Origin of the sequence: Devosia insulae DS-56 (assembly GCF_000970465.2) — a bacterium.
GTDB lineage: Bacteria > Pseudomonadota > Alphaproteobacteria > Rhizobiales > Devosiaceae > Devosia_A > Devosia_A insulae.
This window is the reverse complement of the sequence record NZ_LAJE02000355.1, coordinates 1-22,512: the sequence shown is the minus strand read 5'-3', so window position 1 is coordinate 22,512 and position 22,512 is coordinate 1. Positions and strand designations below refer to the sequence as shown.

General features: G+C 65.7%; 20 protein-coding genes. 15 read left to right on the top strand and 5 right to left on the bottom strand.

All coding sequences use genetic code 11. From position 1 onward, the window contains the following. Positions 1-443: 443 nt before the first annotated feature. From ilvD to VW23_RS23485, 3 genes are all read left to right on the top strand, one after another. Positions 444-2,168 (top strand): dihydroxy-acid dehydratase, encoded by a 1,725-nt coding sequence (ilvD, locus tag VW23_RS23495; protein WP_069911919.1) that lies wholly within the window; start codon positions 444-446, stop codon positions 2,166-2,168. An 85-nt stretch (positions 2,169-2,253) separates the two neighbouring features. Further along, positions 2,254-3,000 carry a tetratricopeptide repeat protein gene (locus tag VW23_RS23490; protein WP_176730474.1) on the top strand — a complete coding sequence of 249 codons (747 nt, stop codon included), beginning with the start codon at positions 2,254-2,256 and terminating at the stop codon, positions 2,998-3,000. A gap of 75 nt (positions 3,001-3,075) precedes the next feature. Then, complete coding sequence (locus tag VW23_RS23485) at positions 3,076-3,306, top strand: hypothetical protein (protein ID WP_069911917.1); 231 nt, start codon at positions 3,076-3,078, stop codon at positions 3,304-3,306. Positions 3,307-3,395: 89 nt separating this feature from the next. Here VW23_RS23485 and xth read toward each other — a convergent pair whose 3' ends face one another. From xth to VW23_RS23465, 4 genes are all read right to left on the bottom strand, one after another. Next, positions 3,396-4,175 carry an exodeoxyribonuclease III gene (gene xth, locus VW23_RS23480; RefSeq protein WP_069911916.1) on the bottom strand — a complete coding sequence of 260 codons (780 nt, stop codon included), beginning with the start codon at positions 4,173-4,175 and terminating at the stop codon, positions 3,396-3,398. A 36-nt stretch (positions 4,176-4,211) separates the two neighbouring features. Beyond that, entirely contained in the window at positions 4,212-5,306 is a 1,095-nt protein-coding gene (locus VW23_RS23475) for a serine hydrolase domain-containing protein (protein ID WP_069911915.1), read from the bottom strand. An 82-nt stretch (positions 5,307-5,388) separates the two neighbouring features. Beyond that, complete coding sequence (locus VW23_RS23470) at positions 5,389-6,507, bottom strand: serine hydrolase domain-containing protein (protein WP_069911914.1); 1,119 nt, start codon at positions 6,505-6,507, stop codon at positions 5,389-5,391. An 80-nt stretch (positions 6,508-6,587) separates the two neighbouring features. After that, a complete protein-coding gene (locus tag VW23_RS23465) occupies positions 6,588-6,941 on the bottom strand; it encodes a HesB/IscA family protein (protein ID WP_069911913.1) in 354 nt (117 codons plus the stop codon). 23 nt (positions 6,942-6,964) lie between these two features. Between VW23_RS23465 and VW23_RS23460 the strand changes: the two genes are divergently transcribed. The 12 genes from VW23_RS23460 to VW23_RS23400 all read left to right on the top strand — a co-directional run bounded on the left by VW23_RS23460 (position 6,965) and on the right by VW23_RS23400 (position 21,056). Beyond that, on the top strand, positions 6,965-8,218 hold the full coding sequence (locus tag VW23_RS23460) for a deoxyguanosinetriphosphate triphosphohydrolase (protein WP_084646418.1): 1,254 nt from the start codon (positions 6,965-6,967) through the stop codon (positions 8,216-8,218). 155 nt (positions 8,219-8,373) lie between these two features. Further along, a complete protein-coding gene (gene argS, locus VW23_RS23455) occupies positions 8,374-10,119 on the top strand; it encodes an arginine--tRNA ligase (RefSeq protein WP_069911911.1) in 1,746 nt (581 codons plus the stop codon). Between the two features lie 90 nt (positions 10,120-10,209). Beyond that, the gene (locus VW23_RS23450; RefSeq protein ID WP_141728466.1) at positions 10,210-12,786 is read left to right on the top strand and encodes an SPOR domain-containing protein; all 2,577 of its coding nucleotides are present in this window, start codon (positions 10,210-10,212) and stop codon (positions 12,784-12,786) included. Positions 12,787-12,862: 76 nt separating this feature from the next. Continuing rightward, the gene (locus VW23_RS23445) at positions 12,863-13,675 is read left to right on the top strand and encodes a segregation and condensation protein A (RefSeq protein ID WP_069911909.1); all 813 of its coding nucleotides are present in this window, start codon (positions 12,863-12,865) and stop codon (positions 13,673-13,675) included. Then, entirely contained in the window at positions 13,672-14,343 is a 672-nt protein-coding gene (gene scpB, locus VW23_RS23440; protein ID WP_069911908.1) for an SMC-Scp complex subunit ScpB, read from the top strand. Before VW23_RS23445 ends, scpB begins: the two co-directional genes overlap by 4 nt. Further along, entirely contained in the window at positions 14,340-15,440 is a 1,101-nt protein-coding gene (locus tag VW23_RS23435) for an ABC transporter ATP-binding protein (protein WP_069911907.1), read from the top strand. The genes scpB and VW23_RS23435 overlap by 4 nt, the downstream gene beginning before the upstream one ends. 52 nt (positions 15,441-15,492) lie before the next feature. Further along, complete coding sequence (gene tatA, locus VW23_RS23430; RefSeq protein ID WP_069911906.1) at positions 15,493-15,711, top strand: twin-arginine translocase TatA/TatE family subunit; 219 nt, start codon at positions 15,493-15,495, stop codon at positions 15,709-15,711. A gap of 32 nt (positions 15,712-15,743) precedes the next feature. Beyond that, entirely contained in the window at positions 15,744-16,457 is a 714-nt protein-coding gene (gene tatB, locus VW23_RS23425) for a Sec-independent protein translocase protein TatB (protein WP_069911905.1), read from the top strand. Between the two features lie 2 nt (positions 16,458-16,459). Further along, complete coding sequence (gene tatC, locus VW23_RS23420; protein ID WP_069911904.1) at positions 16,460-17,296, top strand: twin-arginine translocase subunit TatC; 837 nt, start codon at positions 16,460-16,462, stop codon at positions 17,294-17,296. Between the two features lie 98 nt (positions 17,297-17,394). Further along, complete coding sequence (gene serS / locus VW23_RS23415) at positions 17,395-18,720, top strand: serine--tRNA ligase (protein ID WP_069911903.1); 1,326 nt, start codon at positions 17,395-17,397, stop codon at positions 18,718-18,720. Positions 18,721-18,731: 11 nt separating this feature from the next. After that, positions 18,732-19,496, top strand: coding sequence for a 5'/3'-nucleotidase SurE (gene surE, locus VW23_RS23410; protein ID WP_069911920.1), 765 nt, complete (start codon positions 18,732-18,734; stop codon positions 19,494-19,496). Positions 19,497-20,213: 717 nt separating this feature from the next. Then, complete coding sequence (locus tag VW23_RS23400; RefSeq protein ID WP_069911901.1) at positions 20,214-21,056, top strand: M23 family metallopeptidase; 843 nt, start codon at positions 20,214-20,216, stop codon at positions 21,054-21,056. Positions 21,057-21,159: 103 nt separating this feature from the next. Here VW23_RS23400 and VW23_RS23395 read toward each other — a convergent pair whose 3' ends face one another. Then, positions 21,160-22,143: an aldose epimerase family protein gene (locus tag VW23_RS23395; protein ID WP_069911900.1), complete on the bottom strand. Its 984-nt coding sequence runs from the start codon at positions 22,141-22,143 to the stop codon at positions 21,160-21,162. Positions 22,144-22,512: the final 369 nt, after the last annotated feature.

Genomic DNA, 22,512 nt, shown 5'->3' with positions numbered 1-22,512 from the left:
GCTAACGCCGGTGCGTGGGGCACCCCCACCCTTGATCCCTCCCCACAAGGGGGAGGGAGACGCAAGAGCTGAGAAGGTGCAGCTATCGCCTCCCTCCCCCCTGTGGGGAGGGAATGAGGGTGGGGGTGGCCCCAGCCTCGATGCCCGCCTTGCCGCTATCCTGAACGCCCGATGAATCGTACGTGACGTTTTTGCAACAGCAAGGTTGAATCCCGATTTCGGTGCTTGCCGGTGAACGTTTTGCTGACGATCGCCGCCACAATGTGACCCTAAAAGAAGCAGAGGACAAATCTCGGACGGGCAGCGACGAATGCGGAAGCCATTTGCTTTCGTACCGAACCATTCGCGTGCTCCCCGCCCTTGTGCCTTGTCAGGCCGAACCGCATAAACGGCGCCTTCTGAGGGGCGCCGGAGAACACCGGCCGGACAAGCGGGACCAGGAAATGGCATCGAACTACGTCGATAAATCGCGTCTTCCCAGCAGGCATGTGACAGAGGGTCCGGAGCGCGCTCCGCACCGCTCCTACCTTTACGCCATGGGCTTGACCACCGAGCAGATTCACCAGCCGCTGGTCGGCGTGGCGACGGCCTGGAACGAGGCGGCGCCGTGCAATATTTCGCTCGGGCGCCAGGCCCAGGCGGTGAAGAAGGGCGTTGCCGCCAACCGCGGTACGCCGCGTGAATTCACCACCATCACCGTCACCGACGGCATCGCCATGGGCCATGCTGGCATGAAGTCGTCGCTGGCCTCGCGCGATGTCATCGCCGACTCGGTTGAGCTGACGATGCGCGGCCACTCCTATGACGCGCTGGTCGCCATGGCCGGCTGCGACAAGTCACTGCCCGGCATGATGATGGCGATGATCCGCCTCAACGTGCCCTCGATCTTCATCTATGGCGGTTCGATCCTGCCGGGTCGTTTCCGCGGCCGTGACGTGGTGGTGCAGGACCTGTTCGAGGCGGTCGGCCTCCATTCGGTCGGCAAGATGGATGACGAGACACTCGACGAGCTCGAGCGCGTCGCCTGTCCGTCGGCCGGCTCCTGCGGTGGCCAGTACACCGCCAACACCATGGCCATGGTGGCCGAAGCTATCGGGCTTGCATTGCCGTATAGTTGCGGCGCTCCGGCCCCGTACGAAATTCGTGACGCGCTCTGCGCCGCCGCCGGCGAGCAGGTGATGGAACTGCTCAAGGTGCAACTCCGTCCGCGCGACATCGTCACCCGCAAGGCGTTCGAGAACGCCGCCATGACCGTCGCCGCGACCGGCGGCTCGACCAATGCCGCGCTGCATCTGCCGGCAATGGCGCATGAGGCGGGCATCGACTTCGACCTGTTCGACGTCGGCGAGATCTTCAAGCGCACCCCCTATATCGGCGACCTGAAGCCGGGCGGCAAATACGTCGCCAAGGACCTGTTCGAAGCCGGCGGCATCCCGCTGGTGATGAAGGCGCTGCTCGAAGGCGGGTACCTCCACGGCGACTGCATGACGGTGACCGGCAAGACCATTGCCGAGAACCTCGAGAAGGTGAAGTTCAACACCGAGCAGGACGTGATCCGTTCGACCTCGAACCCGATCTCGCCCACCGGCGGTGTGGTGTCGCTGCGCGGCAACCTCGCGCCGGATGGCGCCATCGTGAAGGTCGCGGGTTTGAAGAACCTGCGCTTCGTCGGCCCGGCTCGCGTTTTCGACACCGAGGAGAAGTGCTTCGAGGCGGTCGAGAAGCGGACCTACAAGGAAGGCGACGTGCTCGTCATCCGCTATGAGGGTCCGAAGGGCGGCCCCGGCATGCGCGAGATGCTGTCGACCACCGCAGCGCTCTACGGCCAGGGCATGGGCGACAAGGTTGCGCTCATCACCGACGGGCGCTTCTCCGGCGCTACCCGCGGCTTCTGCATCGGCCATGTCGGCCCGGAAGCAGCGATCGGCGGCCCCATCGCCCATATTCAGGACGGTGACATCATCACCCTCGACGCCACGACCGGCGAGATCTCGGTCAACGTGTCGGAGGAAGAGTTTGCCCGGCGCAAGACCAACTGGGCTCCGCGCGAGACCGAGTATGGCTCGGGCGCGATCTGGAAGTATGCCCAGCTGGTGGGACCGGCGCGTTACGGCGCGCTGACCAACCCCGGCGCCAAGGGCGAGAAGGAGCAGTATGCGGACATTTAGGGCAGGAGCCCTTGTTTCCGTTGCGTTTTGGGCTGCGCTCGCGATTGCGGGCGTAGCCACCCCGGCTGCGGCCCAGGTGAGTGGCGTGCTGCCCTCGCTGCCGGCTGCGCCCGAGACGGCCGCCGATGCGGCGCTGGCCATGGCCAACCAGCTCGACGGGGCAGGAGGCGGTATTTCCAGCGCCGACCTGGTCGCCGCGCTCGAGGATGCGGCGCTGGCCGGCCAGCCGATGGCGCTGTTCCAGCTCGGGCTGATGTATGAGAGCGGCGAAGGCGTCGACAAGGACCCGGTCAAGGCCTTCGGCTATTTCAGCCAGATCGCCGACGAGCATGCCGATACCGCCCCCAAGGGCGTCGAAGCCGATATCGTGGCGCAGTCGTTCCTCAAGATCGGCGAGTATTATCGCCATGGCTTGCCGGAAGCCGGCATCCAGAAGAACGAAGCCTATTCGAACAAGCTGATCATGCACGCAGCGTCGTATTTCGGCGACGCCGACGCGCAGTACAAGGTTGGCGAGCTCTATCTCGACGACGCCGAACTCGGCGACAACCCGCTGCAGAGCGCCCGCTGGCTCAACCTCGCGGCCCGCAAGGGCCATGCCGGGGCGCAGGCCAAGCTCGGCAGCATGCTGTTCAACGGCGAGGGGATCGATGCCGATCCGATCGAGGGCCTGATGTGGCTCACCGTCGCCTCGCGCCGTGCCGCGGGCACGGTCGATGACGGCTGGATCCACGACCTGCTCACCAACGCGATGTCGATCGCGACGCCCGAGCAGCGCAAGCAGGCCGTCGAGCTCGCCGACTCGCTCGGCACCCGCTTCGGCGGGCTGTAACCTAACAGCAGCGTTCAGCGGCAGTTCAGCCGCAAACTGGCAACCATCGGGACAGTTAGCCCGTTGGTGTCCAACATGCGTTTGCCGATCATTCTCGCTCTCATCGTCATCATCACGCTGCCCAAGGATGTCCGCGGGTTCGTGGATGATGTTTCGTCGCAGGCCCGCATGGCGACGGCCTCGATCAGCCAGTTCCTCGATCGCAACAAGGACGACGGCACCGTCAAGGTCGCCGAGGCGAACGTCAGCAACGTGCTGAAGACCAAGCACGACACCACGAAGAACCTGGTCGGCAATATCCGCTGAGCGCTCACGGATGACCTGAACTACCGGCCACTCTTTCCCATAGCCCAGCCTCCCCACCGGGTGGAGCAAATGGTGCACTCAGGCGCAGCCTAGAACGCGAAGTAGCCTACCACCGGCACATGGTCGCTCGGCTTGTCCTTGCCGCGTTCGGCCGCATGCACCACTGCGTCCTCCAGCCGATCGGCTGCCTGCGGTGAGAGCAGCAGGTGGTCGATGCGGATGCCGTCCTTGCGCTCCCAGCCGAACGTCCGGAAATCCCAGAAGGTCAGGGAAGGCTCGTCGGTGATGGCGCGCACCGCATCGGTGAGCCCCAGATTGAGCAAAGCCCGCCACCGCTCGGCGCTCTCGGGACGGAACGCGGCATCCCCCACCCATTTCTCGGGCACGGTGGCGTCGACATTGGCCGGGATGATATTGAAGTCGCCAAGCAGGATGAACGGCTCTTCGAGCGCCAGGCGGGATTCGACGAAGCTGTGCAGCCGATCCATCCAACTCAGCTTGTAGGTGAACTTGTCGGTGCCGACGGGATTGCCGTTGGGCAGGTAGATGCAGCACACCCGCACCACCCCGCCTTCGACCGAAAACACCCCCTCGATAAGCCGCGACTGCTCGTCGCCATCATCGCCGGGCAGGCCGCGCGTCACTTCGTCGAAGCGGTGCTTGGAGAGGATGGCGACGCCGTTCCAGCTCTTTTGCCCGAACGTTTCGACATTGTAGCCCATCGCCTCGATCTCCATGCGAGGGAAGGCCTCGTCGACCGATTTGATCTCCTGGAGGCAGACGATATCGGGCGATTCTTCTTCAAGCCATTTGAGAAGAGCGCCTTGCCGAGCCTTGACGCCATTGATGTTCCAGGTCGCGATGCGCATGAGTAGGCTCCCGTTCGAGACGGAAGCCTAACTAGCTCAGAGCGCCGCGTAAACCGCGTCGCGGATGTCCTCGCGGAAGGGGCCGTTGCAGCCCTCGGGCGCGACATTGGTGCAGACCACGATCGACAGCCGGTTGGTGCGATCGATGATCCAGTTGTGGCCCCAGGCGCCGCCCCAGTCGAGCGTGCCGACCGGGCAGGGGCTCCGCGCCGCCTCGGGATCGTCGATAATGGCGCCGAGCACCGTGAAGCGCTTGCCGGCATCGCCCTCGCGACGCGGCAGGTTGCCGATCTGGTTGGTGAAGGCCTCTTCGACGCTCGCCGGCTTGAGGAAGCTGCCGCCGTTGTAGACCTCGAGCATCTTCATCGCGTCATCGGCGGTGCCGCACGAGCCGCCACCGCCTGATTGCGGGGCATCGGCGCGGAAGATGCGGTCGGTATCCCAGGGCGAGTTGTCCGGGCTGATGAGCACCGGCGGCACGATCGATGGCGCCGGCAGGTCGCCATTGTGGTAGTTGGCGGTTACACGCGTGGGGTCGGTTGGCGTGAAGCCCCAGTCGGCCATGCCCACCGGATCGGCGGCGTATCTCCTCACCGCCGCTTCGAGACTCGAGCCATTGATGGCCGCGAGCACGCCACCCACCACGTCGATGCTGGTGCCATAGGCCCAGCCGGTCCCTGGGGCGAACACCAGCGGCGCCTTGGCGAGCCGCCGCAGGTTTTCCTCGAGCGTAATGTAGGGGCCGGACATGCCGGGGGCGACGTCACTCGGCGTCGTCTCGTAGGACAGACCCGCGGTGTGCGACAGCAACTGGCGGATGGTGATCGGCCGGACCACGCCGTCGGGGCTCGCCGGAGTGAAATAGGGCAGGTACTTGCTGACCGGATCGTCGAGCCCGAGCAGCCCGGCTTCCATCATCTTGAGCGCCGCGGTGGCGACGATCGGCTTGGTCACCGAGGCAAGGCGGAAGATGGCATTGCGCTCGAGCTGGCGGTTGGCCTCGCGATCGGCCAGCCCCGCGGTGCGGGCGTAAACCTCCTTGCCGCCCTGGTTGACCAGGACGACGCAACCGACAATGCGGCTCACCAACGCGGCGTCGATCGCCGCGTCGATATTCTTCTCAAGGCTCATGGAATCCTCCCAGACTTAGCAAGGACGCTAACGGTTCCCCGGCAAGGAGCGCAAGCCGCCGAAAGGCGCAACCGACCAGTGATCAGGCGGAGGGATGACCGTAGACGGCATGCAGAATATCGTCGCGGAACCGGCCATCCGATCCCTCGAGCCCGGTATTGCTCATCGAGACGACGCTGAGGCCGGCAGCGGGATCGATGAACCAGTTGTGCCCATAGATGCCGCCCCACCGCACCGTGCCGCGCGGCGCCGGGACACCGGCGGTTGCGGGATCGTCGAGCCAGGCGCCGAACAGGCAGAATTGCCAGCCGGGTGAGGCGGCGTGGGGCAGCTGCGGGGTCTGGTTGGCGAGAGCCAGCTTCGCCGTCTCGGGGCGCTGGATCGATCCACCGGTACGCAGTGCCTCCAGCAGACGCATGAAGTCGGGACCGCTGCCGGCCGCGCCGCCACCGCCCGACTGAAACGCCGCGGCATCGAAGATGCGCTCGGGGTCGTAGGTCGTGGTGTTGCCCCAGGGGTTCGGGATGGTGTGCACCGGGCCCATCAGCTCCGGGCCATTGGCGCCGTCGGCATAGGGGGCCGCCAGACGCGATGGGTCGCGCACGGTGAAGCCGGTGTCGGTCATGCCCAACGGGCCGGTCACATAGTGCCGGATCGCGTCCTCGAGCCGTCCGCCGATCAAGCGCGCGGCGATGTGGCCGAGAACGTCGATGGACGGCCCGTAAGTCCAGCCGGCGCCGGGGGCAAACAGCAGGGGCAGCGCGCCAACGCGGGCGATGATGGCGTCGTCACCGAGCCGCCAGCGGTTTACGCCCGCTGCCGCTTCGGCCGGGGTGCGTATCGAAGCATTGGAGAGGCCGGAGGTGTGGGTGAGCAGTTGCCGGATAGTGATAGTCGGCTCTGTCCCGTCGGCGAGGCGCGGACGAAAGTCCGGCAGGTAGTCGGTGATCGCCGCGTCGAGACCGAGCTTTCCGTCCTCGATCAGGGCGAGGATGGTCGCCGCCACGATCGGCTTGGTGAGGGAGGAGAGACGAAAGATCGTGTCGAGTGTCATCGGACGGCGATTTTCGCGGTCGGCGAGGCCGTGCGCCGCCTGGTAGACGAGTTCACCGTGCTGGCGGACGATGATGACCGAGCCGACAATGCGCCTTTCCTCGATGGCGCGGGTTGCCGCTACATCGAGCCGTCCGGACAAGTTCATGCTCTGCCTCCCCAATTCGGGGCAGACGCTAGCGTTGCGATCCTAGCGAGGCAAGGCTGGCAATGGCTCGAACGAGGGGCTCAGGCGACGGCGAAGCTGGTGCCGCAGCCGCAGCCGGCGACCGCGTTGGGGTTCTTGATCTGGAAGCTCTGGCCGATCAGGTCATCGACATAGTCGATCTCGGCGCCGCCCATGAACTCGAGGCTGAGAGAATCGATCAGCACTGTGGCGTTGTCCTTGGTCAGCACCAGGTCGTCGTTGGCAGGGGTTTCCTTGCCCAGCTTGTACTCGTACTGGAAGCCGGAACAGCCGCCGCCCGCCACGACGATGCGCAGCACCGTGCCTTCGCCCTGTTTGGCGAGGATGCGGCCGATCTTCTTGGCGGCGCGGTCTGTCAAAATGATATTGTTCGGTGCTAGAGCAGCTTCAGACATCAGGGACCTTTCGGCCGCCCACCATGGGGCAGCGCTGGAAACCAAATCTAATATCGTTAGACGACGATGAAAAGGGTCTTGGCCGCATAATGGGTGAACGCGCCGCCTATGCTTCCGATCCCTCGCAAAGCCGTGGCCGGCTGTTTGCGCCGGGTGCGAGCCCGACACGCTCGGAATTCCAACGGGATCGCGACCGGATCGTCCATTCCGCGGCGTTCCGCCGGCTGCAGCACAAGACCCAGGTGTTCCTGCATCACGAAGGCCAGCACTACCGCACTCGGCTGACCCACACGCTGGAAGTCAGCCAGATGGCCCGCTCGATCGCCCGCGCCCTGAGGCTCGACGAGGACCTGGCTGAGGCCGTGGCACTGGCGCATGACCTTGGCCACACCCCGTTCGGCCATGCCGGCGAGCGCGTGCTGCACGACAAGATGGCCGAGTGGGGCGGCTTCGACCACAATATGCAGGCGATCCGCGTCGTCACTCGCCTTGAGAACCGCTACGCCGAGCATGACGGGCTGAACCTGAGTTGGGAGGCGCTCGAGGGCATCCTCAAGCATAATGGGCCGCTGACCGATCGGCAGGGCCGGGCGCTGCGCGCCGACAAGCCGCTGCCGCCGGGCTTGAACGATATCCCGGCCAGCGCCGACCTGATGGCCTGGAGCTATGCCAGCCTCGAGGCGCAGTCGGCCGCCATCGCCGACGACATCGCCTACAACTCGCACGATATCGACGATGCGCTGCGGGCCGGGCTGATCCGGCTGGCGGACCTCACGGATGTGCCGCTGGTCGGCCCGCTGGTGCGCGAAGTGCTGGAGCGCTGGCCCGATATCGAACGGAGCCGGCAGGCGCATGAGGTGCAGCGCCGGCTGATCACCCTGCAGATCGAGGATGTGATCGCCGAGAGCAGCCGCGCCATCGCCGAGGTTGCCCCGCAATCGGCCGACGACGTCCGCAATGCCGGACGCACGCTGATCCGCTTTTCGCGGCCGGTGCACGATGCCGAGCAGGGGCTGAAGCGTTTCCTGTTCGAGCGGGTCTACCGCAGCGAAGAGGTGATGGGCCCGGTGCGCCATAGCCAGACCGTGGTGGGCATGCTGTTCGACCACTATCTGGTCACCGGCGCCATGCCCGGGCGGTGGGGTGAGGCGGCGCGCCACGCCCCCGATCGCGCCACCCGCGCCCGCGTCGTCGCCGACTTCATTGCCGGGATGACCGACCCCTATGCGCTCGAGCAGCACGCCCGGCTGTTTGACGGTGCGGGCCAGTTGCGGTAGGGGCAGCGCAGCCCGCCTTCTGCACCGGGTCATTCCCGCGAAAGCGGGAGCCTCCGTTTCGGATGTTGCCGAGCCACCGCAAACAGAGTTTCCCGCTTTCGCGGGAATGACCTGGTGGGTAAGCCACCGCCAATCATGGCACCCAAGAGACCAACATGAACGTCTTCGCGTTGTTTGCCGCCCGTGTCGCCGACGCCCTCACCGGGCTCTATCCCTCGATCACCGAGGAAGCTCTGTCGCGCATCGTGGTCGAGCCGCCGCGAGATGCGGCGCATGGGGACCTCTCGACCAACGCCGCGATGGTGGTGGCCAAGCCCCTCGGCAAGAACCCGCGCGAGGTGGCGACGGCGCTGGCCGAGCATTTCAAAGCGGACCAGGACGTGACCTCGGTGGAGGTTGCGGGTCCCGGCTTCATCAATTTCCGGCTCGCCACCCCGGTGTGGCATGAGGTGCTGAAGTCGATCGGTGCGCAGGGCGGCGACTTCGGCAAGTCGAACGTTGGCGGCGGCGAGCGGGTGAATGTCGAGTACGTCTCGGCCAACCCGACCGGGCCGATGCATGTCGGCCATACTCGCGGCGCCGTGTTCGGCGATGCGCTGGCTTCGCTCATGGCCTATTCGGGCTACGAGGTGACGCGCGAGTATTACATCAACGATGCCGGCAGCCAGATCGATACGCTGGCCAAATCCACCATGCTCCGCTACCGCGAGGCGCTGGGCGAGAGCATCGAGATCCCGGCGGGCTTCTATCCAGGCGACTACCTGATCCCGGTGGGAGAAGCGCTGAAAGCTGAGTTCGGCGACGCGCTGCTCAACAAGCCCGAGCCGGAGGCACTGGCGATCGTCAGGGACAAAGTGCTGGCGGCGATGATGGACCTGATCCGCGCCGATCTGGCCCAGCTCAACATCCATCACGACGTCTTCTTTTCGGAACGCCAGCTGCACGGGCAGGGCGGCGATATCGACACGACGCTCGACTGGCTGCGCTCGGAAGACATGATCTACCAGGGCCGACTCGAGCCGCCCAAGGGCAAGACGCCCGAGGATTGGGAGGACCGCGAGCAGACGCTGTTCCGCGCCACCAACTATGGCGACGATGTCGATCGGCCGCTGGTCAAGTCGAACGGCGCCTACACCTATTTCGCCGCCGACATCGCCTATCACCGCAACAAGTACCTGCGCGGCTTCAAGCACATGGTCAATGTGCTGGGCGCCGACCACTCGGGCTATGTGTCGCGGTTGAAGGCGGCGGTGAAGGCGGTTTCGCATGGCGAGGCCGATATCGACGTGCGTATCTGCCAGCTGGTGCGGCTGATGAAGAACGGCGAGCCGTTCAAGATGTCGAAGCGGTCCGGCGACCTGGTGCTGCTGTCGGATGTGGTGGAGGAGGTCGGCTCCGATGCGACCCGCTTCATGCTGCTCTACCGGCGGAATGACGCGGCGATGGATTTCGATTTCGCCGTGGTCAAGGAACAGACGCGCGACAACCCGGTGTTCTACGTGCAGTACGCGCATGCCCGGACCTACTCGGTGTTCCGCAAGGTCGCCGAGGAAATGCCTCAGCTCGACATATCGGTGGAAGCGCTGGCCAAGGCAGATATTTCGCTGCTCTCGTCGGAGCCTGATCTCGAACTGATCAAGGCTCTGGCGCAGTGGCCGCGCATCGTTGCTTCGGCCGCAAGTGCCCATGAACCGCACCGTGTGGCGTTCTACCTGTATGAACTTGCGGCAGCGTTTCATGGCTTCTGGGCGAAGGGTAATCAGGATGTTGCCTTACGCTTTGTTAACGCCGATGATTCAATGCTGACTTCGGCCCGACTCGCCCTTGTCGGTGCTGTGCGTCAGGTGCTCGTTAACGGCTTGACCCTGCTTGGTGTTAGTGCGCCGGAGGAGCTTTCATAATTCCGGCGCATTGGTTGCTAGAGTGGCCGGCTTGCTCGGCGGGGGTCAAGGCGAGCACCGGGACCACTAGTTTAGGGGGCGCTGCTTTCAATGACAGCGAGACCGCAGCAGATGCCTGATGGCCAGGATAAATCCGACGACCTGATCGCCGAACTCGCCAAACTCATGGCGAACAACGCGCAGGGCGCCGAGCCGGAGGCCAAGCCTGCGCCTAAGCTCGTCACGCTTGCCGATGCGCCCAAGTCCGAAGGGCCGGGGCCTGCAATGGTTCGCATCCCGGGCATGGACGCGCCGGTTGCCGCAACGCCCATGCCGGCGCCGGTCGTCAGCGCGCCGGTGCCACCGCCGGCTGATCGGCCCGCACCGATCTCGCCCGGCGTGCTCCGTATTCCTGGTATGGATCAACCCGTCGCCACAGCGCCGGCTCCTGCTGTGACATCGCCGATGCCGGCTGCCGCACCGTCGGAACCGAAGCCCGCGGCCTCCTTCGATTTCGGTACGCTTCCCGCGGCCTCGACCAGCTTCAAGCCCGAACCGATGGCCAATTGGCAGGATCGCGAGATCCCCAAGCCCGTGCCGATGCGGCCGGCCGCTGCTGTCGAAACCTCCGCGCCGGTGGCGCGCCCGGTGGTGGCAGAAGTGTCGTCTCCGGCACGTCCGGTGACGTTCGAGCCCCCGAGGCCTGCTGACACACAGCCCGATCCGATGGCGGAACTCGAAGCCGAGCTGACGCCCGTGGTGAAAGCCGACGCGCCGGCTGAGCCGGACGCGAAGACGCCCGCGCCGCGGGTCGAGCCGAGCTTTGGCGCGCCGCGTCCGGCAGCCCCGACGCCGGCAGCGCCGGCCTCGCCAATGGTCGCCGCTGCCAAGGCGTCGCCGACCGGCGACAGTTTCGATTTCGATTTCGGTTTCGCTTCCGAGCCCCCGACATCAATCCCGGCGGCCGAGACGCGCCCGCCGGCCCGTGTCGCCGCTCCGTCGCCGGCCGCACCGGCACCGGCGCCGGCTGCCCCCGCTGTATCGACCGGCGACCCAATCGCCGACCTGATCGCCGCGGAACTCGATTCGACCGAGGCCGAGATTGTAGAGGAAGCCAAGGTCGAGCAGCGGCCCGCCCCGGTGCAGCCGGCCGCCCGCAGCTTCCCGCTGCCCGCATCGCGCCCTGCCTCAGGCCCGTCGCAGTTCCGTCCGCAATCGACGCCGCTTTCCGCCGCGCCGCCCAGTCCCGTGCCGGCCAATCCTCAGCCGACGTCTCGCCCCGAGGACCGCTTCGGCGTGGCCCCGGTGTTCGGGCCGACCAGCAAGGTGCAGGCGCCGCGCCCGCAGCCGCAGCCGGCCACCGAGCGCGACCCGATGGATGAGATCGAGAGCCTGATCGGCGAAGCCGTCCGGGTCGAACTCACCAGCGACAAGCCGGCCACACCAGCTCCGCAGGCCGCTGCGCCGCAATCGGCTCCGATCGTGCCGCCGCTGACCACCGGGTTCGCCCCGCGTCGCGCCGCAATCAAGGATACCGAACCGCACGTGCCGTCGGCCGAGGCTGCCATTCTGGCGGCTGCCGCTGCCAGCGGCGCCGAGGTTGGCCGCATCGATGGCGGGATGTCCGCCGAACAGCGGCAGAGCCCGTACAAGCGGCCCAAGGCCAAGCCCGAGCGCCGCTCGGGCGGCATGCGCCAGTATGTCGGCATGGCCGTCGCCGGCACGCTGCTGCTGGCCGCCGGTTTCGGCCTCTACTGGGTGCTCGGCATGGGCCGTGGGACCGATGCCGATGCGCCGGTGCTGCAGGCCGATGCGACCCCGGTGAAGGAAACGCCGCCGCCGACCACCAGCACGACCAACCAGCAGGGCTCGGTGGTGTTCAACGAGCTCGACGGCAACTCCGCCGCAGCCGCTGCGAACGAGCAATTGGTGTCGCGCGACGATACCGCCGAAACCAGCGTTGCCGATGTGGCGCGTACGGTGGGCGAGGGCGACGACGCGGCGAGCGAGAGCGAACTCGCCAACCGCAAGGTGCGCACGGTGACCGTCCGTCCGGATGGCACGATCGTCTCGGGTGACGAGGCGGTTGCCGGCAATGAGGAACTGCCGGTCGACCGGCCGGCGGTCCCCGAACTTCCGGGTGCCGATGTGCAGCCGTCTGAGCTCTTGGCGGCGGTTCCCGACGCCGTGACCGATCCGATTGCCGCCGCCATCGATACCGGCACGGATCCGGCAGCGGTCGATCCGACCCAGGTCTCGGCGCTGGCGCCGACCGGGCCCGCGCCGACCATCGACCCGAACATCGTGGCGCCGGTGCCGGTGGCCCGTCCCACCGATCGCTCGGTGCTGGGTGGTGGTTCGAACCAGCAGGTTGCTGTTGCGGCCCCCTCGCAGCCGGTCCAACTGGTCGAAGCTCCCGCCGCCCAGTCTCAGAGCAGCGGCAGCGGCCCCTATGTGCAGTTGAGTTCGCAGCCGACCGAAGGCGATGCGGCATCGTCACTGCGCTCGACGCAGAACCGGCTGTCGGGCCTCCTCAATGGTCGCAGTCTTGCCGTTCGGCAGGTCAACCTCGGCGCCAAGGGCACCTGGTACCGCGTGGTGCTGCCAGTCGATTCCTTCCAGGAAGCGACCCAGACCTGCGCCAGCCTCAAGGCCAATGGCGTCGATTGTGTGCCGATCGGCGGTTGATCGGCACCCCCTGTTCCTTGACCTCAGTCTCGGTTAGGGACCAAGCTCGCGCGAGCTAGAGCGGGCAGGCGACTGTATGAGCAACACTTCCACCGACTGGTTCGCGGCGCCGAACGCGCCGCGCGACGATGAAGTGATGTATGTCGACGTCGCCGGCTATGAAGGCCCGCTCGACCTGCTGCTCGACCTGGCGCGCCGGCAGAAGGTCGACCTCTCCCGCATCTCCGTCCTGGCGCTGGCCGAGCAGTATCTCGGCTTCATCGAGACGGTGCGCGAGAAGCGCATCGAGATCGCCGCCGACTACCTGGTGATGGCGGCGTGGCTGGCTTACCTCAAGAGCCGGTTGATGGTGCCGCAGGCGCCGAGCGACGATGAGCCTTCCGGCGAGATGATGGCGGCGCTGCTGCAGTTCCGGCTGAAGCGGCTCGAGGCGATGCGCAAGGCCGCCATGCGGCTGATCAACCGCCCTCGGCTCGGCCGGCAGGTGCATGCGCGGGGGCAGCCCGAACCGGTGCTGGTGGAGCGGCGCAACCTCTGGGAGGCCTCGCTCTACGACCTGCTCAAGGCCTATGCCACCGGGCGCGAACGCAACGTGCCGCAGGACTATCACCTGTTCGAGCGCAGCGTCTGGTCGTTGCAGGAGGCACGCGAGATCTTGACGCGGCTGATCGGCGACAGCATGGACTGGGTGCCGCTCGACGCCTATCTCGACCAGTACCTGAGCAACCCCGAACAGCGGAAAACCGCGACGGCCTCGAGCTTCGCCTCGAGCCTTGAACTGGCCCGGCAGGGGCAAATAGAACTGCGCCAGACTTTGACCTTCGGCCCGCTGTTCATGCGCCGCCGCCAGGATCCCCAAAAGCCCGACAACGGAAAGAAGGGCGAATGACGTACGAAGCGCCGGACGACCAGTTCGACGAGCATGGCGAAATCGCCGAGCGGAACCTCAGGGTGCTCGAAGCGATCCTGTTTGCGTCGTCCGAGCCGCTGTCACCGGCCGATATCGCGCCCTATCTGGGCGAGGGCGCCGATGTGCCGGTGCTGCTTGAACGGCTGGCGCAGCGCTATGCCGGCCATGGCGTGCAACTGGTGCGTCGCGGCGACAAGTGGGCGTTCCGCACCGCCGATGACCTGTCGCTCCTGTTGCGCCGCGAGGAGACCGAGAGCCGGCAGCTGTCGCGCGCCGCGCTCGAAACCCTCGCCATCATCGCCTACCACCAGCCGGCGACGCGCGCCGAGGTAGAGGAGGTGCGCGGCGTCGCCAGCGGCGGCGGCACCTTCGATGTGCTGATGCAGACTGGCTGGGTGCGCATGCGCGGCCGCCGGCGGACGCCGGGGCGACCGGTGACCTATGGCACCACCGAGGCGTTCCTCGATCATTTCGGTCTCGAAAGCCTCGCCGACCTGCCAGGCCTCGAGGAACTCAAGGGCTCCGGGCTGCTGTCGAGCCGGCTGCCGCCGGCCTTCCAGGTGCCGTTGCCGTTCGATGGGCCGCTGCGCGACGACGAGGATCCGCTGGAGCCGGACGACCAGGGCGAGAGCGACCCGGTGCAATGAGCGATAGCGAAACCCTCGAGGACTGGGGCCCGCGCGGCACCGCTGGCGTCGCCTTTGCCGCGGCGCTGCGATTCGACGCCGTCGATGTGACGCTTGGCGGACGGCCGGTGCTGAGGAACTTCTCGCTGGCGCTGGTGCCGGGCGAGATCGTCTGCCTGCTGGGGGAGAGCGGCTCGGGCAAATCGACCATCCTGAGGGTGGCTGCCGGCATCCAGCGCATCGATGGCGGCACGGTCAAGATCAACGATCAGATCGTCTCCGGCCCCGGCATTCACGCCAAGCCGGACCGGCGCGGCATCGGGCTGATGTTCCAGGATTTCGCGCTGTTCCCGCACCTGACGCTGTTACAGAACGTAACCTTCGGGCTACGCAAGCTCGGGCGAACAGCGGCGCTGGCGCAGGCGCGGCAGGCGCTGAAGCGGGTTGGCCTCGATGACCGTGAAGCGGATTATCCGCACCGGCTCTCCGGTGGCCAGCAGCAGCGGCTGGCGCTGGCCCGCTCGATCGCGCCACGTCCGGGCATCCTGATGCTGGACGAGCCGTTCTCGAGCCTCGATGCGCGGCTGCGTGAGACGGTGCGCAACGAGACCCTGGCGGTGCTGCACGAAACCCATGCGACGACGATCATCGTGACGCACGATCCCGAGGAGGCGATGCTGCTGGGCGACCGCATCGCACTGCTCCGGCATGGCCGGCTGGCGCAGATCGATACGGCGTCGGAGATCTACAACCGGCCCGTCGACCTCAACGCCGCCCGCTTCTTTTCGCCGCTGAGCGAGATCGAGGCACGGGTGCAAGCGGGCAGGGTGGAGACGCCGCTGGGCCCGGTTCCGGCCCCCCGGCATGCCGATGGCACTGCCGTGACGGTGGCGATCCGGCCGATCGGTTCGCTCGACGTGGCAACCGAAGGGCCCGGGATTCCGGGCCGTGTGCTGGCCAAGCGCGATGCCATCGGGATTGACCTGTGCGAAGTCAGCGTTGCCGGTCTCGAGCGTCCGATCCAGATCCGCCGCCGCGCCGATCGCAACCTTGTTGTTGGATCGGACGTATTCCTGACCCTCAACCCGGAACACGTCCTTGTGTTCGCCAAGGATTGAACCTATTTCTCTGCGCTAGTGTAAGCGTAGAGCATTCTTTCGGAGACCATCCATGCACGCGCCAGGGATTTGGGGCATCATCATCGTCGCCATTGTGGTGATCCTGTTGTTCGGACGCGGCAAGATCGCGGGAATGATGGGTGAAGTTGCCTCCGGCATTAAGTCCTTCCAGAAGGGCATGAAGGACGAAGAGCAGAAGCCCGCTGCGCAGATCGACGCTTCGACCACCGTCGAGCCGGCCCGCGAGACCGAAAAGGCCAAGGACGCCTGATCGTCTGACGGCCGCTCCCAGGAGCCAAAACTATGCTCGGCGTCGGCTGGACCGAAATGCTTGTGATTGGGGTCGTCGCCCTGATCGTCATTGGACCCAAAGAGCTTCCCGCTCTGATGCATCGGGTCGGCAAATTCGCCGGCACGATCCGCCGCATGGGTTCGGATTTTCAGCGTGAGCTGAACAAGACCACTGGGCTCAACGAGATCGCCAATCTCCGCCAGTCGGTGACGCAGCCGCTGAAGGCGACTGCCGATGCGATCCGCAAGGAATTCAATACGACGACTGCCAGCGGGCAGGTGCAGCCGTCCGGCGTACTCAAACCGGCTGATCCCAAGGTCGAGAGCGTCGTCGACGAGATCAAGGCCGCCGCCGGTATCGCTACGCCCGCCGCGGCCGCGGCCCCGGTGATGACGCCGATCGTCCAGCCAGCCGATACGCCCAAGGCGCCGGTGAAGGCGGCTCGTCCGGCCAGGATCAAGGCGCCGGCTGACAGCAAGGTCGCAACCGCCGATATTGCTCCGGCGAAGAAGGCCGCGCCGAAGAAGCCGATCGACTCGCCCGCTCCGGTCGAGGCTATCGCGCCGGCCAAAGCCACACCTGCGAAGCGGGCTAAGGTCGAAGCGATTGCGCCGGCCAAAGCTGCGCCTGCCAAGGCAGCGACAGTCAAGGCGACCGCCGCTGAACCCGCCGCGGCCAAAAAGCCCGCTGCCAAGAAGCCGGCTGCTGCCGCCAAGAAGCCGTGACCATGGCCGAACAGACCAAACTCGAAGCCCCCAAGAACGCTCCCAAGACCGATGAGGATGAACTCGCCGGCAGCGAAGCGCCGTTGCTCGACCATCTGGTCGAACTTCGCAAGCGGTTAATCCGCTCGCTGGTGGTGATCTTCGGCCTGCTGATCGTTTTGTTCTTCTTCGCTAAGCCGATCTACGAGGCGCTGCTCGAGCCCTATCGTGTGGCGGTCTTTCCCAAGCCCGTCGAAGTGATCTTCACGTCGCCGCCGGAATGGTTCTTCACGCAGCTGAACGTTGCGTTCTTCGCCGCGCTGTTGATCGGCTTTCCCTACCTTGCCGCGGAGATCTACGGCTTTGTTGCGCCGGGCCTCTACAAGAAGGAGCGGGGCGCGTTCCTTCCGTACCTCATTGCAACGCCCATCCTGTTCGTACTCGGCACCGCACTGGTGTATTTTGTGGTGCTGCCAATGGCGCTCCACTTCTTTCTCAGCACCCAGACCGAAGAAATCCAGCTGCTGATGAAGGCCAGCGAGTACCTTGGCTTCGCCATGACGCTGATCCTGGCGTTCGGCATCTGCTTCCAGCTCCCGGTAATCCTGACGCTCTTGGCTCAGATCGACCTGCTCTCGTCCAAGACACTGAAGTCCGGTCGCAAGTACGCCGTCGTCGCCATCCTGGTGTTTGCCGCCTTCATCACGCCACCCGACCCGATCTCGCAGCTCGGCCTCGCACTACCGCTGTACCTGCTCTACGAGGTCTCCATTCTCTCGGTCCGCTGGGTCGAGAAGCGGCGCGCCAGGGCGCTCGCCGCCGAAGGGATTGAGGCCACTGACGTCGAGAAGACCGAGTAGGGCGCTCCCGCCCTGTCGTCGGGAACGCCTCCCTCGGGGACTTGCGCTCGCACCCCAATCCGGTAAAGCAGAGCCCTTCTCCCGCCGCAGGTCTCTCCATGCTCGATATCAACTGGATCAAAGCCAATCCCGCCGCGTTCGACGCTGCGCTCAGCGAGCGCAAGAACGTGCCGTTCAAGGCCTCCGAGCTGATCGCCATGGACGAGTCCCGCCGCAGCGCCATTGCCGCGGTCGAGGACGCGCAGGCGAAGCGCAATGCGCTGTCGAAGCTGATCGGGCAGGCCAAGGCGCAGAAGGACGAGGCCAAGGCCAACGAGCTGATGGCCGAGGTCGCGAGCCTGAAGGACGCGATCCAGACCGGCGAAGCCACCCGCAAGGAGGCGGAGGACGGGCTGCGCAACGCGCTGCTGGTGATCCCGAACATCCCTCTCGACGAGGTGCCGCGCGGCGCTGACGAGGCTGACAACAAAGAGTATTTTGGGCTGAATGGCTCTCCGGCTACGGCGGCCAGGGCGCGTCCGGCCAAGCCGAGCTTCAGCTACAAGCCGAAGGAGCACTTCGAGACCGGCGAGGCCATGGGCCAGATGGATTTCGAAGTCGCCGCCAAGATCTCGGGGGCGCGCTTTGTCGTGTTGAAGAGCCACCTGGCGCGCCTCGAGCGCTCGATCGGCCAGTTCATGCTCGACCTGCATGTGGACCAGCATGGCTATACCGAGGTGCAGCCGCCGCTGCTGGTGAAGGACGATGCGCTGTACGGCACCAATCAGCTGCCGAAGTTCGCCGACGACCTGTTCTTCACCCCGCATGGCGAGAGCCGGCTGGCGCTGATCCCGACGGCGGAAGTGCCGCTGACCAATTTCGTGCGCGAGACGATCCTCGCGGAAGACGAGCTGCCGCTGCGGTTGACGGCGCTGACCCCATGCTTCCGGTCCGAGGCCGGGTCGGCTGGCCGCGACACGCGCGGCATGCTGCGCCAGCACCAGTTCAACAAGGTCGAGATGGTGGCGATCACCACGCCGGAAGCCTCGGGCGACGAGCACGAGAAGATGCTCGCGGATGCCGAGGATGTGCTGAAGCAGCTGGGCATCCACTACCGGGTGATGATGCTGTCGACCGGCGATATGGGCTTTGGCGCACAGAAGACCTACGACCTCGAGGCCTGGTTGCCGGGGCAGGATACCTATCGCGAGATCTCATCGGTCTCGGTGTGCGGGGATTTCCAGGCGCGCCGCATGGATGCGCGAGTGAAGGGCAAGGACGGAAAAATCCGTCATGTGCATACGCTGAACGGCTCAGGTGTTGCCGTGGGTAGGGCGCTGATTGCCGTGATGGAGAACTATCAGCAGGAGGATGGCTCGATCGCCATCCCGGATGTGCTGCAGCCCTATATGAAGGGCCTTACCTCCATTGGTGCCAAATCTTGAGCAAGAATCGCGTGAGAATTCTCATCACCAACGATGACGGCGTGGATGCTCCCGGCATCGCGGTGATGCGCGAGATCGCGCTGACGCTCAGCGACGACGTGTGGGTGGTGGCGCCGGATGGTAACCAGTCCGGCGCGGCGCACCGCTTCACCTTCGGGCGCGAGCTCGGGGTCGATCAGCGCGAGGATCGGGTGTTCTCGATCGTCGGCGGCTCGCCGGCCGACTGCGTGGTCGCTGGGATGACCCATATCTGCAAGGACCTCAAGCCCGACCTGGTGCTGTCCGGCATCAATAACGGCCAGAACCTGGGCGATATCCTCAATTGCTCCGGCACGGTGGCCGGGGCGCGCGAGGGCGCGCTGCACGGGGCGCTCGGCATCGGCATCAGCCAGGGCGTCGACTATGAGCGCGGCACCGAGATCGACTGGACCAACTCGCGCACCTATGCGGCGCGCGTGGTGAGCCAGCTGCTGCAGCAGGTGAAGGGCCGGGGCGAGGTGTATTTCAACGTCAACATCCCGTTCTGCGCCCCCGAGGACGTGGCCGGCATCCGGGTGGTGCCGTTCCAGCGCTTTGCCCGCTCGCCCATGGCCTATTATCCGAGCGACAATGCCGGAAAATTCTTCATCGCCATCCCCGAGACGCCGAAGCCACTCGATGAAGAACACGACTTCCGCCTCGCCATGCACGGCAACGCCATCACAGTGACCCCGCTGCTGCTGCAGCACACGCATTATGAGATGGCAGCGGGGCTGGACGGGAAGTTGGGGCTGTAGGGCACCGCTCCTCGCGTCGACTGGGATCGAGCGTGTTGCCCCACCCTCATCCGGCCTTCGGCCACCTTCTCCCATCAAGGGAGAAGGCCACGCAACGAACATCGTAGCGCTAGACCCGGGTGCGGACCTCTCAGTTCGAGCCTTCTCTCCTTGTGGTCAGCGGACGAGGGCGAAGCCCTCGCCGCGAGGTGGCCGAAGGCCGGATGAGGGGTATCGCATCGCTTGCGATGCGCGCTTGGAGCGAAGCGACGAGCGAGCCGCCCCCTTAACCCTACCGACTCCTGAATCCCCCCTCAGACGATTTGAGCAAATTGCTTCGCATTTAAATCACTCTTTACCTTAACGCCCTAATCTCACGTCCATTGAGTACCTGCGTAGAGTGGACTGATGAGTAACCGCGTGACCGGTAAGACGTTTAGAACCGCCGCGATTGTGGGCCTGTTCGCAGGTGCCACTGCGCTCTCGGGGTGTAGCTCGCTGAGTGGCCTCGGCTTCGACAGGACGGCGACCGGCTCGGTCAACGCCGCCGCGCCGATGGCGACAGCGCAGGCCATGCCCAAGACGCTCATTCCTCCAGAAAACATTGGCGGTGGGTCCGGTCCTATGCTGGTCGGCTCCAACAATATGGGCGCTCGGCCCATGGCCAGTCAGCCGCTTGGCTCAGTATCGACCGAAGACTTGCCTGTGCTCACTTCATCAGCCAACGGAAGCAATCAGATGATGCCCGCTGCCCAGCCCCTGAGCCCGGTTCCGGCCACACCCACTCTGGCGTCCGCCCCGGCTTCGAACACCCTCGTCTCCGTTCCCTCCGACGCCTATGTGCACGTCATCGAAAGTGGCGAGAGCCTCTACACGGTGGCCCGCCGCTACAATGTCACGGCGCAGGCGATCATCCAGGCCAATGGCTTCTCGTCGCCCGACAAGATCTATGTCGGCCAGAAGATCGTCATCCCGGGCAAGGCCTCGACGCTGATGGCGCTGGGCCCCAAAGGCGGCGCCAAGCCGGAAATGACGCTCGGCGCGCCGCCGTCGAACCTTGCTGCGCCCAAGCCCGTTGCCGTCGCTTCGATCGAGCCCGAGACCAGGGTTCCGGCCGCGACCGTCAAGCCGCTGGCGCCGACCAACGCAGCGCCCGCCGCCGTCGCCGAGGCACAGCCGCTGCAGCAGCCCAAGACCGAACCGGTGCTCTCGGGCGCCGACAAGTTCCGCTGGCCGATCTCGGGCCGGGTGATCACCGACTTCGCCAATTCCAAGGGCACCGGCATCAATATCGAAGCGCCGGAAGGCGCGGCGGTGCGTTCGGCCGAGAATGGCCAGGTGATCTATGCCGGCTCGGGCGTCGAGGGTTATGGCAACCTGATCCTGATCCGCCACCCGAACGGTTACGTGTCGGCTTACGCCCACCTCAAGGACATGAATGTCGCCAAAGGCACCGTGGTGAACCGCGGCGACAATATCGGCACCGCCGGCAAGACCGGCTCGGTATCGAAGTCCCAGCTGCACTTCGAGCTGCGCAAGGGCGCCACCCCGGTCGACCCGCTGCCGCTGCTGGCGAGCTGACGAATAGCGAATAGCGAATAGCGAATAGCGAATAGCGAATAGAAAAGGGGTTGCCGGGCCGCGTGGTCCTGGCAACCCCTACTCGCTACTCGCTATTAGCTATTCACACCGCGAACGCCCGCACCGAGTGCCGGATCTCCAGCGGCTTGGCTGGGTCGAGGTCGACCCAGGTCTTGATGCCGCGCTTGTTGATCGGGTTGGGGCCGGTGGCGACGTCGGTGTGGAGGTCGAAGGCGGAGGCGAGGGGTTCGAGGCCGACGGCGCGGAACTGGCCGTTCCAGGGCTCGCCTTTGATGCCGCCATCGGTGTGCCAGATCATCAGCGTGGGGAGCAGGTCGCGATCCCAGTCGAGCTCAAAACCCATGCCTTCGTCGAGATAAGTGCCGGTAAGGGGCCCGCGGGCGCCGCAGAGCTGGACGTTCTTGTCGGTGCGGGGCGAGAGCGGAATGTGGGACATGTCGACGCGAGCGCCGTTCCTGGGCACCGAGCTCAGGCTCTCGAACTCCTGCGGGTCGCCCTCGGCGGTCTGGCCGGGATGGGTGAGGCCGAAGTCGAAATCGAGCTTCAGCTCCAGCCGGCCGGGATTTTCCGGCATGCGGAAATTGGGGTGGAGCCCAGCCGAGATCGGCGCCTTGTGGCGGGCGAAGATGCGCATGACGAAATCCAGCGCCGGCGCGTTTTTGCGGGCAGTGATCACCCGCTCGACCTTGCGCACGACGGAATCCGGATCGTAGTCGAGCGACAGCGTGACGCTCTCATCGTCGCCGCCGACAATGCTCCATTCGCGGTGCGCCACGGGCCCATGGATGGTGCCGGTGGCCGGCTGGCCGAGCAGGCTTCCCCATTCGGGCAGGTTGGGGCCGGCGGTGCGTCCACCGGTGCCGAAGGGCAGGCCGACGAAATCGCCGGCGAGCACGCGCAGATGCCCGACAATCGAAGCATCATCGACCGTGCCGAGCCACGGCGCCCGGGCGAACGGTTTGAACGGCTTGCCGTCAACCAGGAAGGTGGCGTCGGCCAGCATGGCAGCCGTACTCAGGATGGTCGCCTCGCCATGCGACCATCTCAACTTATGCGACAGGCTCATTATTCCCCTCAGTCCTCGTCGTCGAAACGCGGGCGCATTCGTTGCAGCTACGAGGCTGCGCCGCAAGCCGCGGGGATATGGATAAATGGTCTAGAGCACTTCATGGATCGGAGCGGACAGCAGGCGGTGTCTCCGTTCTTCCCCCCATCCACGGGGTCACCCGGCGGAGGCCGGGGCCCATCCTGAGGTGGTGCGATCTGCGCTGAGGCCGAACGATCTCAGGATGGGTCCCGGCCTGCGCCCACTAGTGTCCGGGATTTTTGTTTGTTTGGGGTGGTGCAAGGCAGGCACCGCCAGGTGATCTGGCATAAAATCGAGTTGCGAGACTTGATTTGGAGCCTGCCATGCCATTTGAGCCTAATGGTTTCC

Bases quoted from the DNA above. Each gene is read 5' to 3' on its own strand.
- VW23_RS23400 (WP_069911901.1), top strand. From the start codon at position 20,214: ATGATGCCCGCTGCCCAGCCCCTGAGCCCGGTTCCGGCCACACCCACT.
- VW23_RS23445 (WP_069911909.1), top strand. From the start codon at position 12,863: ATGAGCAACACTTCCACCGACTGGTTCGCGGCGCCGAACGCGCCGCGC.
- VW23_RS23465 (WP_069911913.1), bottom strand. From the start codon at position 6,941: ATGTCTGAAGCTGCTCTAGCACCGAACAATATCATTTTGACAGACCGC.
- ilvD (WP_069911919.1), top strand. From the start codon at position 444: ATGGCATCGAACTACGTCGATAAATCGCGTCTTCCCAGCAGGCATGTG.
- VW23_RS23460 (WP_084646418.1), top strand. From the start codon at position 6,965: ATGGGGCAGCGCTGGAAACCAAATCTAATATCGTTAGACGACGATGAA.
- VW23_RS23435 (WP_069911907.1), top strand. From the start codon at position 14,340: ATGAGCGATAGCGAAACCCTCGAGGACTGGGGCCCGCGCGGCACCGCT.
- tatC (WP_069911904.1), top strand. From the start codon at position 16,460: ATGGCCGAACAGACCAAACTCGAAGCCCCCAAGAACGCTCCCAAGACC.
- xth (WP_069911916.1), bottom strand. From the start codon at position 4,175: ATGCGCATCGCGACCTGGAACATCAATGGCGTCAAGGCTCGGCAAGGC.
- VW23_RS23450 (WP_141728466.1), top strand. From the start codon at position 10,210: ATGACAGCGAGACCGCAGCAGATGCCTGATGGCCAGGATAAATCCGAC.
- scpB (WP_069911908.1), top strand. From the start codon at position 13,672: ATGACGTACGAAGCGCCGGACGACCAGTTCGACGAGCATGGCGAAATC.
- tatA (WP_069911906.1), top strand. From the start codon at position 15,493: ATGCACGCGCCAGGGATTTGGGGCATCATCATCGTCGCCATTGTGGTG.
- VW23_RS23395 (WP_069911900.1), bottom strand. From the start codon at position 22,143: ATGAGCCTGTCGCATAAGTTGAGATGGTCGCATGGCGAGGCGACCATC.
- VW23_RS23475 (WP_069911915.1), bottom strand. From the start codon at position 5,306: ATGAGCCTTGAGAAGAATATCGACGCGGCGATCGACGCCGCGTTGGTG.
- tatB (WP_069911905.1), top strand. From the start codon at position 15,744: ATGCTCGGCGTCGGCTGGACCGAAATGCTTGTGATTGGGGTCGTCGCC.
- argS (WP_069911911.1), top strand. From the start codon at position 8,374: ATGAACGTCTTCGCGTTGTTTGCCGCCCGTGTCGCCGACGCCCTCACC.
- serS (WP_069911903.1), top strand. From the start codon at position 17,395: ATGCTCGATATCAACTGGATCAAAGCCAATCCCGCCGCGTTCGACGCT.
- VW23_RS23470 (WP_069911914.1), bottom strand. From the start codon at position 6,507: ATGAACTTGTCCGGACGGCTCGATGTAGCGGCAACCCGCGCCATCGAG.
- VW23_RS23485 (WP_069911917.1), top strand. From the start codon at position 3,076: ATGCGTTTGCCGATCATTCTCGCTCTCATCGTCATCATCACGCTGCCC.